Origin of the sequence: Paenibacillus sp. Root444D2 (assembly GCF_001426375.1) — a bacterium.
Classification (GTDB): Bacteria; Bacillota; Bacilli; order Paenibacillales; family NBRC-103111; genus Paenibacillus_E.
Genome location: NZ_LMEO01000034.1, coordinates 405,355 through 418,217, shown reverse-complemented (window position 1 = coordinate 418,217; position 12,863 = coordinate 405,355). Strand labels below are relative to the sequence as shown.

The following is a 12,863-nucleotide window of genomic DNA, read 5'->3' as shown; positions in this document are numbered from 1 at the left end:
CACGGGGAATAATCGGATGTAAATCAAGAGATCAGGAGGGATGATTCACATGGCGGTCTCAACCAAAGGAACACTGCTCGTGGAAGGGCACGAGTTGACCATTACGAACCCGAACAAGCTTCTATGGCCTGAAATGGGCATTACCAAGGCCGATTATCTCGCTAAATTAACCGAGTTGTCTCCTTTCCTGCTGCGCTATTGCCGTAATCGTCACTTAACAACGATTCGTTTCCCTAACGGTTATAATGAAAAATCCTTTTATCAAAAAAATGCCCCCGATCCGGTACCTAGCTTCGTGAAGCTGGCGCCGCTGGATGGCATTAATTACATCAATCTAGACTCGTTACCCACCCTGATATGGTTGGGAAATTTGGCTTGTTTGGAGTTTCATCCTTCCTTTCACCGAATTGGCGAGACGCTGCCAGCAGAATGGGTGATCGATATCGATCCTTCGCTAGAGGAAGAACCTCGTATTATGGAGGCTGCCCACATCATTGGAGAAGTGTTGGATTCCCTGCATATTCAGTCGGTTCCCAAAACCTCAGGCGCTACTGGTGTTCAGATCTACATCCCTATTCAGCCTGGTTACACATTTGAAGAGCTTCGCCGTATCGGTCATTTTATTGGCGCCTTTGTCGTGAAGAAGTATCCTAATCTTTTTACCATCGAAAGGTTCAAGAAAAATCGCGGCGATAAAATCTATGTAGACTACCTGCAGCACTGGTATGGAAAAACATTATCCGCTCCTTATACACCACGCGCCAAAAAGGACGCCTCTGTCTCCACCCCCCTGTTATGGAAAGAGGTAGAGCTGCGTCCTAGTATCCGAGATTTCAACTTACATACGGTGATGAACCGTTTGAGAACGTATGGCGACCTCATTGAGAAGGTCCCTCCACAGAATTTGAACGCTATTTTAGACCGTCTAAAATAATGTAGTAGCCTTCACAGAACTCCCTCATTAGAATAAAGGGGATAATAATCGGGCAATGACTTCCTTCCCCTTTTCCATCTGGGACCTCATCTCAAATTGGGCTAATTTCAGCTCAACACTATCCTTCAAATCCATTAAAAAGTCAGCCTCTAAGCGCACAATTTCATCCTTATTAAACATCACGGCATTCAATTCAAAGTTGCTAAAAAAGCTGCGCATATCCACGTTCGCCGTACCTACTGTAGCCATCAAGTGGTCGACGATCATGACTTTTGCGTGCATGAAGCCTTTGCGATATAAATAGAACTGTACTCCCGCCTGCATCAGCTCAAGCAGATAGGATCGTGATGCGTACTGAACGATTTTGGAATCGGATTTGTAAGGGAGAATAATACGAACATCGACACCGCTGATTACCGCTGTTTTGAGTGCCATAGTGATACTGGGATCTGGAATAAAATATGGCGTTGTCATGTATATTCGCTTCTTAGCTGCCATAATACCTGCGAAGAACATCTCCTGAATAGCATCCCAGTAGGCATCTGGACCGCTTGAAATAACCTGGACCAACGAGGCTTGCGGTTCATTATGCTCAGGAAATAACGATTCATCAGACAATCGCTCCCCGCTAACGAACATCCAGTCAGTCATAAAGGTCATCTGCAAATAATACACCGAATCGCCGTGCAGCATGAGATGGGTATCCCGCCAGAAACCAAGCTTCGGATCTTTCCCTAAGTATTCATCGGCAATATTAATACCGCCAACGAACCCCACCAAACCATCAACGACAATAATTTTCCGATGATTGCGATAGTTCATCCGTTTATCGAAGAAGGCAATAAGCGGCCGCAAAAAAGGATGCACCTCCACCCCAGCTTGCTTAAATTTATTTATGTAAGCCGTAGAAAGCGTATAGCTGCCTACCCCGTCATAAATAACTCTGACCTTGACACCCTCCCTTGCCTTACGGATCAGAACTTCTTGAAATCTCACACCAGTTTCATCATGTCTTATGGTATAAAATTCAAAATGGATATGACTTTTCGCTTGTTCAATTGCCTTTAACATAGCCTCGTAAGTGACTTCCCCGTTGGTCAACACTTCAACTCGATTCTTTGGAGTAATGGGTGAGCCTGGAATGTTATGGAGCAGTCCACCAAGACGAGGCTCATTGAACAACTGATAACTCGCCGCGTTGTTCGCAATCGCAGCCGATTCTTTATACATCCATTGATGTTTAATTTCATCCATTTTACGACGACCTTTGCGCCGAACCATTTTCCTTTGGGTATATTCCTTAGCTAAGAAATAATACATGATAAATCCGATGATTGGAAAAATAAACAAAACGAGCAGCCAGGCTACCGTTTTAGCAGGTCGTTTATATTCGCCGATCAGAATCGTTGCTGTCTGAAAGATGAATAGCAGCAGTAGTATGATAACCCACAACAAAAGCTCCAGCTCCTCTGCCAATTTCCCCGCAATTTCTTGTCCTGATAGCTTTTGCCAAGGGCTTCCCATCTATACCTATCCTATCATCTGGACTCGACCGAATAAAATTTTCCAACTTTCGTAATAAAATCCTTTCATTCCGAGAAAAATAGGAAACGCATTCCTATAATCTTCATCCAGATTGCGGCAGGAGGGCCCCTCGCATGGTTAAAGCATCCAAACAATTGATGAAAAGTATCCTGCGTAAACGCCCATCGGACAGGCTGGGTGAGAATGATGAGCAATCCGGGCTTAGTGATTCGTTAGACTATCACTTCATCGAAGAGCTTAAGCAAACTAAAATATCACTTCTTCTACATGAAAATCATGAATTTATTAAAGCCATGTTTCAGGACTGCTCTGATGTTGTCGTCCGTGAATTCGAGATCGAGCCGCACATTCCCGCCATGCTTCTCTTCGTGGATGGACTCACCAACACCCAACTGCTCAACGAAACGATGAAATCGTTAATGCTCCTGGGTGGCGGCGAAACAGCGATTGACCGCATCGCAGGCACGATACTGCCCGTGTCCCAGACACAGATCTCCGATAATTACGGAGACCTGCTCGTTTCCGTTCTCGGCGGGGATGCCGCCCTTCTCGTCGAAGGCAACGCGAAAGCCGTCCTGCTCGGCATCCGCGGAACAGAGAAGCGCTCCGTCGGCGAGCCGGAGACGGAAACCGTCGTGCGCGGACCGAGAGAAGGGTTCGTGGAGAGCATTCGCACGAACACCTCTATGATCCGCCGCAAATTGAAGACACCTAGACTCAAAATGAAATCCATGAGTGTAGGCAAAGAGAGCAATACCGCTCTTGTCGTCTGCTATCTCGACGACTTGGCAATGCCCTCCCTTGTCGAGGAAGTGATCAAGCGGATTGAGCAAATCAAGATTGATGCCATTTTGGAATCGGGCATGATTGAAGAGCTGATTCAAGATGATGCGTATTCGCCCTTTCCACAGATCCAATACACAGAACGGCCAGACGTTGTTGCCAGTGCTCTCCTGCAAGGACGAGTGGGCATCCTCGTTGATGGCACACCTTTTGCACTAATCGTCCCGTTCGTGTTCATACAGGTTATGCAAGCGAGTGAGGATTATTATGAACGATTCCAAATCGGTTCACTGTTGCGCTTGCTGCGCTACATCTTCTTGTTTCTGTCGCTCACGGCACCAGCTTTGTATGTTGCAATAACGACGTACCACCATGAACTACTGCCGACAACACTAATGTTAAGTGTTGCCGCCTCCCGCGAAGCTATTCCATTCCCTGCCGTTGTTGAGGCGTTCATCATGGAAATTACATTCGAGGCCTTACGCGAAGCGGGCATTCGATTGCCCAAAGCAGTCGGTTCCGCTGTTTCCATTTTGGGTGCGCTCGTTGTTGGGCAAGCCGCTGTTCAAGCCGGCATCGTATCCGCACCGATTGTCATCGTTGTATCCATTACCGGGATTGCATCGTTCACCATCCCACGCTTTAACGGCGCTATCGCCATTCGGATGCTGCGTTTTCCCTTTCTAATCATTGCCTCAGTTTTCGGTTTCTACGGAATCATCTTCTGCTTGATGATTTTGTTCGGACATATGGCGAATTTACGTTCCTTCGGAGTGCCTTATTTATCCCCATTAGGACCGTTATCCGCCGGAGACTTGCAGGATTCGCTGATTCGCTCTCCTTCGTGGGCGATGGAGAAACGTCCTGCATTTATGGCCATTCAAGACACACAGCACATGGATGACAAGCTGCCTCAGCAAATCAAGGAGGACGGAGGCGTAGACGGAAGCAGAATTCAGCATGAGCATAAAGCGAGTGAGGAGGGCAAATCAAATGACTCATCGTAGGCGTCTTTTTGTGTTTGGGATGATGATCACCCTCGTGCTGACATTCCTGACAGGCTGTTGGGATCGTACCGAAACCAACGATATCGCCTTTGTGCTCACTTCCTCCATTGATCTGGAGGACGACGGCAAGTATCGCGTTACCTATATGTTACCCCTCCCCGGTTCCATGGGCGGCGCCAGCGGGGGTGGAGGCGGTACGAGCGGAGGCAAAAGTTACTATATAGATTCAGAAGTCGGAACAACGATACGCGAAGCAACAAGCAGGCTGCAAATGCGAATGTCGCGCAGACTGTTTCTATCACATCGGCGAACGATCGTCCTAGGCGAAAAGCTTGCCAAGGCAGGAATCGGCATCATGTTTGACGATGCGGCGCGCACACCGGAGAGTCGGCTGACCTGCTTTCTCGTCGTGACGAAAGGCAAAGGCTACGACCTGCTGAATGCGGAGCCCAAGTTTGAACGTTTTCCCTCCGAAGTCATTCGCGAAATAACTAAATCGCGCCGCGCGATGGCGACATCCACGAAGGATATTGGCATTTCGCTTAGCTTTAACAGTGATCCTATTTTGAGTTACCTCGAAGCCAAGGAAACCCAAGGAGCTAAGAAGCCCTCTCAAGAAATTCAGCTAGTTGGCTATGGTCAGTTCAAGGGAGACAGAATGGTTGGTATTTACAAGAACCAGGAGGCGAATGGACTCATGTGGATGAGAAACCGTGTTAGAGAACATCTTCTCACCTTTCCGCTCGAATCAGGCAAAGATATCTCCATTCTCGTTAAGGAAGGACATACCGAAATCAAACCTATACTGCAAGGGGACAAGGTCATCTTTCAACTTACTCTAGAGGCAAAAGGGGTCATTGGTGAAGATTTATCCGAACAAGATCTCAACAAGCCGGCGGCCATCCACAAGGTGGAGCGTAAATTCGCAGAGCAAGTGAAGAAATGCGTCCAAGCCGCCATTAAGCAAATGCAAAAGGAAGGGACCGATTCCGCTCAACTGGGTTTACTCGTTTGGCGGAGTCATCCAAATGTGTGGAACAACGATTTAAAACCTCAATGGCGAGACGTGTTTAAAGAAGCTGAATTCCGCATCAAGGTTGAAGCCTCCATCACCGAAACCGGTCTTATCAATCAGAATGTGATCAAGGATGGGAGATAGCGATGAACAGCATATTTATACTGAGCTTTCTATTCATTATGATTGCCAGTCTTTTGGTAGACCGCAAGGCACTTAAGCATCAGAAAGGCAACGTAAAGGCGACTTATGGGTTAATTACCTTTGTCACACTTGTACTATTCATCAGCAAATATTTACACGTACCCATTCCGATGCCTTCGCGTTTCTTTATCCACACGGTTTCCCCTTGGTTTAGTCATTTAATGGGCATTTGATTGCAAGATAGCCTATCAAAAAATCAATAATTCAGTAATCAGCCCTTGAAGCAATTGAAAAGGCGGTGGCTTTCATCGATAAAAAACAAGTAATCAACCAGAGACAGCTGGCGTGGCTGGCCTCATCCATCATCACAAGCGGAGGCATCTTTACGTTGCAAAATGTATTGATTCGAGTAAGTGAGATGGATGCGTGGTTCAGCTATATCCTATCTGTTTTCTATATATTTGTGATTGCAGCCTTTTTTGGATATTTAGTGAAGATGTTTCCAAAGCTGAATATTTTCGAAATATCCATATATTTGCTAGGGCGCTGGGGCGGTACTGCCGTCAATCTGTTGATTTTGTTCCACTTCTGGCAAATTCTCGTGCAGGATTTGTCTTCCGCATCGAAATATAATTCCACGTTGTTGCTGCACAACACACCCGTGGAAATCTTAGTTTTGGTGCCCTGTTTGTATCTGATTTTTTTTGGGAGAAGCAGCGTTGAAATCGTCGCTCGCGTCAACGATATGTTTTATCCTCTCTTCGTCGCCGTAACTTTGTTGATGCCACTCTTGCTTTCGAACGAATTCAATCTTCGGCTCGCTATGCCCGTTTTCACAATGCCGTTCCAACAATTGGCCTTCAGCAACCTGCTTACCATCGGAAGTGCGGGTGATATTTTCATTCTCGGCGCCTTTCTGCACACGATGTACAACGCAAATCAAATCCGTTCCGCTATCCGACACGGATCCTTGCTCGGTATTTGCCTGTTCACGCTGATCATTTTTTTGGTACTTACCGTTTTGGGACCGAAAATGCCTGCGAATTTCATATATCCCGCTTACAATTTGGTGCAAGTGATTCATGTGACGGATTTCCTCGATCGGCTTGATATCGTTCTCCTGACCATCTGGCTACCCGTTCTAGCTTGCAAAATGATTGCAATATATTTAGCGATTCTCTTAGGCATTAGCTCGATCATCAAGGAGCGCAACTATCCCATCATTAACAAGCAGGTCGCCCTCTTGGTGGCATTGACGACCATTCTATCGTTCAAGAGTATCACGGAGCTGCTCGCCTTCGCGAATTTCAGCATGCCGCTCATCGTACTAGGATATCAGCCTTTCGTCATCGGTATCCTATTCGCTGCCGCGAAGATCAAGCAGCGGAAGCAATCTCATCCAATGGCTTCATCCAGCGACAGTGGGAATTCTAATAAAACTCCTCCCGAGCAGATGACCAAGACCAGTGTACGATTCTCCTACAAGCAATGGTTATGGCTGGGCAATATCCTGATCGTCTTCTCCACTGTCTGCATCGTCATCGGACTTGCCTTCGGCAAGTATAAGCCCATCATGGGCACGGCCTGCGCAATGTGTTTTGCTTGTTGTTTATTCCTTACGGTCCTGACAACTTATATGGAGGTGAACCTTTCGAAGCAATCAAAAGCCGGTAATTGATTTTGTGGCAAAAAAATGCATAAAAAAGCACCCGCATATAAACAGGTGCTTGTGAGGATTAAACAGGAACTGACTGGCTTAACCGACTTTTGGCCACTTTCAAGTAGCCATACATATTTAGATATTCGCTTTCATTCGCGAATCGCAATTTTAATGACCCTGCGGCTTCTTGGATATAAGGTTTCAGGGCTGATGCGCCTCCGCCAATCACATAAAAGCATTGAATATCGGGATATTTGCGCCAGCGCTTTTTGATCATCTCGATCATGCGCAAAGCCGCGCGGCGGAAATGCTGGTCCACGATCGGCCGAATATCGACCTGTCCTTCGCCAAGAAGTTGAATCGTAAACTCACGATTCTTCACTCGCTGAACCAGCTTCGCGCGGCTTGGGAATACGTAGCCGTAAGCATCTTCGACATCGCGAATGACGGCATCCAGGTAGGTAGCGATGCCAATTTGCTCGCCATGGCTGAAGTGATTATCAATGGCCATCCGTTTGATAACAGGGAAGTCCGTTGTCAGCGCGCCGATTTCGCAAACGCCGATGCAGCCGTTGTAAATCTCTTCGTCCTTGACTTGCAAGCTATCGTGCGTAGCCAAATGGAACATAGCTGCCGCCCCTTCAATGGAAACTGCAACCTTGCGAACCGATACTTTAATCTTACGGTTTTGGAATTGTGGAGTGGATAGAAACGTCACTTCATGCTCACCAAGAAGTCTTTGCTCGAATTGCTGATTGAACTTCGCAAACGCACGGACTGGCAAGCCGGTTCCGAGCGTATATTCAACTTCGTCTACATTCCCGTACCCAGCATTAAAGGCTTGGTTGGTGAGACCTTGATAAGCTAGGGCAGTAAGCGCAACAATAAGGGATTGATCCGATATCGCTTTATTATCCGTGTCTTCAAGCTCCAGGTTATCTTCATGTTCCAAAGCAAGTTGTCCGACGAAATAGCGTTGATTTCTTTGTGAAAGGGATGGGCTGTAAATCATCACATCCAGCGCTTTCAATGGTGAGTCCTCTTCCTGCAAAATATGTCTTTCGTATCCCGGCGCAATGATATTCGGGATCACTAACGGTTCTCTAGAACCATCCAGCACCAGTTTAATACTATCGTTCCCTATATCGATACCTGCAAGCTTTATCATTAGTGGCTACACTCCATATCTACAACTTCCTGTATTTGTTAAGTACATTCGATTATATCCGACAAGATTCCTTCCTACTTTAGACTCATTTTATCTAGGACTAGTAGGTATTAGGAAGGTTTTTATCAAAATATGACGAATGAAGTACAGGAATACGAACTTTACCAAATTCAACCACGACAGGAGACAATTAAGCCTTTATGAAGCTCAACTGGAAACCCAAAAAACTGACGCTAGTCATCATTCCAGATGCCAATCAATCGGTCGTCAGGTTTCGTATTCCCCATTTATTCGCCTATATCGCTGCAGCATGCTTCTCCGTGCTACTGCTAATTTCTATAATCACATATCTGATGCATGCAAGCACCTTGAAAAAAGCTAGCGCTCTGCAATCTAAGCTAACTGGAGCTAACCAGCAATGGAGCGCTGCATTAAATTCCAAAGACAAGGCCATCGAACAATTACAGAATGAAGTTATTCAACTGTCTCAACAAGCCGAACAAATGAAAACGCAAGTCGAAGAGATGAAGAAATTCGAAAGTGATCTCAAATCGATTGCCGGAATCGATGCAAACACAGCCGGCACAGCTGTTGCCAGCACTTCATCCAGCACACAGGATAAACCTGCGGATGCAGATGGAAAGCTCCCTACCCTTGACAGCGGTATTGGCGGAAGCCCTAATCCAGCTTCTCAGGAAGACATTATAAAGCTTGGTGAGCAGACGTTAGCTTCCTTCACGGCACTTAACAGCGAAGTGAAAGAGCTGCAAACCAACTTAACCGCAACGAAGCAAAAGGTTGCCGATAAGCAGCAATTGCTTCGCATTACCCCGACCCTGTGGCCGACTACCACCAAGGTCGTCACATCGACGTTTGGTTACCGCACAGACCCTTTTACGCATCGTCCAAGCTTTCATTCCGGCATTGATTTCGGTGCCCGTGAGAATGATCCTGTCTATGCAACCGCAGACGGCAAAGTCGTCAGTACGGGGAGTGATATGTTCCACGGCAACAATATCGTCATCGAGCATTCAAAGGGATTGCGCACTTGGTACATGCATTTAAATAAAATTTTAGTGAATAAGGGAGATTCCGTGGAAAAAGGTAGTTCTATAGGCTTAGTCGGCTCCACGGGACGCAGTACTGGACCTCATCTGCACTATGAAGTACTCAAAAATGGAGAAAGCATCGATCCTAAACCTTATCTCAAAGCGACTCGAAAGGATGAATAACCACCATGTTTAAGAAAAAGAAAGACTTCATGAATCCAAATACAACCGATACTTTGATTGGAGAAGGTACAACCTTTGAAGGCCGTATTAAATCAGAAGCTAGCATTCGCATTGAAGGCGGCATTACAGGTGATATCGAATGCGCAGGGGATGTTATTATTGGGGAAAATGGCGTTGTAAAATCCAATATTTCTGCAAGAGACGTTGTACTGGCAGGAAGTGTCCAGGGTAACATTATCACCAAGGGCAAGCTGACAATTACTTCTACAGGTTCCCTTCAAGGCAATATCAGCGCGGCTTCCTTTATCATTGAAGAAGGCGGACTATTCCAAGGAAACAGTAAAATGGACTCGAAAGCTTCAACAACTGCCCCTATCCAAAACGGCGATCAAGAGAATGGGAATAAACCTGCCTCATCCGCAAATGGGGCATTTAAAGGGAATACGGTAGCTATGTAGGGGTCTCGCCTAGGCTTGGGGCTAGGCGCATGATATAATAGTTGGAAATTCATTTCTAACTGATGCAGGAGACAAGGCCTATGAGAGAACAAACGATACTTTTTGATCTTGACGATACGTTGGTGCATTGTAATAAATATTTTGATTTCGTGATTGACCAGTTTATCGATCTTATGCTCACATGGTATTCTGGGCACGGACTTAGCGCGCAGGACATCAAGCAGAAGCAGCTCCAAATCGATCTCGCTGGCATCCACATTCATGGCTTTATGCCGGATCGTTTTCCCAAATCATTTGTTGAGACATACCAATGGTTCGCCTCACAGTATAACCGTCCAACGAATGTAAAAGAAGAAGCATGGTTAATGCAATTAGGCCATACTGTCTATGAATACACGGCAGAGCCTTATCCACAAATGAACGAAACACTCGATCATCTTCAGCAAGCCGGACACCGATTGTTCCTATATACAGGCGGCGATGCAACTATCCAAATGAAAAAAGTGAAGGATTTGAGCTTAGACACCTACTTTGATGATCGCATCTTTGTTACTGTGCATAAGACGAGAGAATACATGGAAACGATCATGAATGAACAGCGTTTTGATCGTAACCACACATGGATGATCGGCAACTCGATCAAGACGGATGTACTGCCTGCGCTGCATGCCGGTATTCACTCGATTCACATTCCTGTACAGCAGGACTGGGAGTACAACAAAGGAACCATCGACATCACTCCTAAAGGGGCGTTCTATCAGTTGAACTCCTTGCAGGAAGTTCCTGATACCATCCACGCGTATATTCAAAAATGAGAAAAGGACGATTCCAAAGGTTACCTAACCTAGGAGTCGTCCTTTTTTGTATCCGTTATCCGTTACTCTCTAGACCGCCCTAGAATCAGGCAGCTACATCGCGTCTGCGGAATATTTCCCATGAAAGTACATTAAACAATAAGAAGTAGAAGAGGAGCACGGTGATAGAGAAGCCAAGCGTCATCCCTTCTGCCAGCGGCTGCCCCTCAAGGTAGGGAGTGAGATCCGTATTGGCGAACAAGAAATACTTTCCCCAGCTGTATCTCATCAGTAATAGCGTAATAACTTGCCCCGCGAACATGATGAAAATGCTGAGACCAATGGCTAGTGAAGAACTCCGAAATACGGTCGAGATCATAAAGGCCATCGTCACGATCATGACGAGTTCGATCAGCTTCAGTCCATAAGTGGCAAACACAAACACCAGCATACTGCCTTCCTTAACTTGCCCCGCTGCATTTACAGTCAGGTGTGGCAGGTTTAGATTCTGAAATCCGTAGAGGAACCCGTTCACAATCAGAGAAGTAATAAACATCACAATCAGTAGCGTAGCTGCAAACAGCAGCGTTGTTAGATACTTAGACAGGAGAATCTTCGCTCGGCTGGCAGGACGAATGAGCAGCAGCTTAATCGTCCCCCATGTAAACTCACCAGCGACCATATCTCCGGCAATAATCACGGTAAATAACGTAACCATGATGATTAATCCTGCTGCGCTAAGAGTGCCACCCCACAACGTGTTATCTGTCGGAGGGTAATTATGATCCAACATGTACTGCTGAAGCGCTATGTCCTCCCTCATCTGCTGTTGAAATTTGGCCGGTACATCCGGATTTTCCAGCTCTTTCTGATTGTGCTCAATCGATTCCGCCGCTCTTATTTTCCAGTCTTCATTTGCTTTATAACCCGAATGTGAGAATAGTGCTGCTAATACGACAATGGCAATCAATAATCCACCTAGAATCCAAGTTCGCAGCCTACGATAAATTTTCATCTGTTCATTTCGAATGAGATTAAGCAATCGGATCACTTCCCGTCATCTCTAAAAATTGATCTTCCAGCGATTTGGTTGTCGCTCGGATGCCATAGACCGCAATCCCTGCCTCTACAAATCTTTTGTTCCACGTTGCGGTTTCTTGCTTATCGAGATTCATCATAATGTCATTCCCAACTACTTCCACTGCTGCTCCGTGTTCAGCTGCTAATGTCAAAGCTTGATTCATCGACGCCACCTCAAAAGCCACCTGCTGCTTGCCATCCGCCTGAACAAATTCTTTAATCAGTCTGACATCCACCAGCTTCCCGTTCTGAATAATGGCGACTCGGTCGCACATCAACTCCATCTCCGATAGTAAGTGACTGGACACGATGACAGAGATCCCATCCTCGCGAGTAAGCTTCCGCAAATGATCACGCAGCTCCCGAATACCTGCTGGATCCAGCCCATTGGTAGGCTCGTCCAGGATGAGTACTGACGGCTTATGCAGCAAGGCTTGAGCAATTCCAAGCCTTTGGCGCATGCCGAGGGAGTATGTTTTGACCTTGTCATGGATTCTATTTTCCATACCAACAAGATCAATGACCTCTTGAATTCGGTCTTCCTCAATGCCCGGGAACATTCTCGCATAATGGACCAAATTCTGATAACCACTTAGAAATTTGTACATTTCCGGATTTTCTACAATAGCGCCAACATGACGAATCGCTTGCTCAAAATGGGTACGAATCGAATACCCGCCAATCCGTATATCTCCTTCCGTGATCGACATAAGTCCGACCATCATCCGAATGGTTGTCGTTTTTCCCGCTCCGTTCGGACCGAGAAACCCAAACACCTCGCCCCGCGGCACCTCAAAGCTTAATTTATCAATAATCGTCTTAGAACCGATGCGTTTCGTAATTTGATCGATTTTTACAATCGGCGTTATGGCCTCTGTTGTTGCCGTCATCCTTACATTCCTCCTAACTTTAACCAATATAACCCAATGCTACCTTACTTGAACCGCTTTGCCTAGTAAACTTCCTAAGAATAGTCATAGAGAAAGGTCATAAATCATCACCATACCATATGACTGCGCTCACTATGGCTTTTTCCTAATTTT

At 46.1% G+C, this 12,863-nt stretch carries 12 protein-coding genes; 8 read left to right on the top strand and 4 right to left on the bottom strand.

From position 1 onward, the window contains the following. Positions 1-49 precede the first annotated feature (49 nt). Positions 50-934, top strand: coding sequence for a non-homologous end-joining DNA ligase (ligD, locus tag ASD40_RS20150; RefSeq protein WP_057304931.1), 885 nt, complete (start codon positions 50-52; stop codon positions 932-934). Between the two features lie 27 nt (positions 935-961). Here the strand turns inward: ligD and cls are convergent, their stop codons facing one another. Beyond that, complete coding sequence (cls, locus tag ASD40_RS20145) at positions 962-2,389, bottom strand: cardiolipin synthase (RefSeq protein WP_057305114.1); 1,428 nt, start codon at positions 2,387-2,389, stop codon at positions 962-964. 203 nt (positions 2,390-2,592) lie between these two features. On the opposite strand from cls, the gene ASD40_RS20140 reads away from it, so the two are divergent. The 4 genes from ASD40_RS20140 (at position 2,593) to ASD40_RS20125 (ending at position 7,106) form a co-directional block, all read left to right on the top strand. Further along, on the top strand, positions 2,593-4,269 hold the full coding sequence (locus ASD40_RS20140; RefSeq protein ID WP_235549318.1) for a spore germination protein: 1,677 nt from the start codon (positions 2,593-2,595) through the stop codon (positions 4,267-4,269). Further along, positions 4,256-5,428, top strand: a complete 1,173-nt coding sequence (locus ASD40_RS20135; RefSeq protein WP_162251280.1) for a Ger(x)C family spore germination protein — start codon at positions 4,256-4,258, stop codon at positions 5,426-5,428. Before ASD40_RS20140 ends, ASD40_RS20135 begins: the two co-directional genes overlap by 14 nt. A 2-nt stretch (positions 5,429-5,430) precedes the next feature. Then, positions 5,431-5,661: a hypothetical protein gene (locus ASD40_RS20130; protein WP_057304930.1), complete on the top strand. Its 231-nt coding sequence runs from the start codon at positions 5,431-5,433 to the stop codon at positions 5,659-5,661. Between the two features lie 65 nt (positions 5,662-5,726). Then, entirely contained in the window at positions 5,727-7,106 is a 1,380-nt protein-coding gene (locus ASD40_RS20125; protein ID WP_057304929.1) for a GerAB/ArcD/ProY family transporter, read from the top strand. Between the two features lie 58 nt (positions 7,107-7,164). Here ASD40_RS20125 and ASD40_RS20120 read toward each other — a convergent pair whose 3' ends face one another. Then, positions 7,165-8,256 (bottom strand): ParM/StbA family protein, encoded by a 1,092-nt coding sequence (locus tag ASD40_RS20120; protein ID WP_047687212.1) that lies wholly within the window; start codon positions 8,254-8,256, stop codon positions 7,165-7,167. Positions 8,257-8,456: 200 nt separating this feature from the next. Here ASD40_RS20120 and ASD40_RS20115 point away from each other — a divergent pair, with 200 nt between their 5' ends. The 3 genes from ASD40_RS20115 (at position 8,457) to ASD40_RS20105 (ending at position 10,761) form a co-directional block, all read left to right on the top strand. Further along, positions 8,457-9,488 (top strand): M23 family metallopeptidase, encoded by a 1,032-nt coding sequence (locus ASD40_RS20115; RefSeq protein WP_057304928.1) that lies wholly within the window; start codon positions 8,457-8,459, stop codon positions 9,486-9,488. 5 nt (positions 9,489-9,493) lie between these two features. Further along, positions 9,494-9,946: a bactofilin family protein gene (locus ASD40_RS20110; RefSeq protein WP_063860170.1), complete on the top strand. Its 453-nt coding sequence runs from the start codon at positions 9,494-9,496 to the stop codon at positions 9,944-9,946. Positions 9,947-10,026: 80 nt separating this feature from the next. Then, positions 10,027-10,761 (top strand): HAD family hydrolase, encoded by a 735-nt coding sequence (locus ASD40_RS20105; RefSeq protein ID WP_057304927.1) that lies wholly within the window; start codon positions 10,027-10,029, stop codon positions 10,759-10,761. Positions 10,762-10,846: 85 nt separating this feature from the next. Here ASD40_RS20105 and ASD40_RS20100 read toward each other — a convergent pair whose 3' ends face one another. Together ASD40_RS20100 and ASD40_RS20095 are read right to left on the bottom strand one after the other, a co-directional pair. Beyond that, positions 10,847-11,791 (bottom strand): ABC transporter permease, encoded by a 945-nt coding sequence (locus ASD40_RS20100; protein ID WP_200957440.1) that lies wholly within the window; start codon positions 11,789-11,791, stop codon positions 10,847-10,849. Further along, positions 11,775-12,710, bottom strand: coding sequence for an ABC transporter ATP-binding protein (locus tag ASD40_RS20095; RefSeq protein ID WP_057304925.1), 936 nt, complete (start codon positions 12,708-12,710; stop codon positions 11,775-11,777). The genes ASD40_RS20100 and ASD40_RS20095 overlap by 17 nt, the downstream gene beginning before the upstream one ends. Positions 12,711-12,863 lie beyond the last annotated feature (153 nt).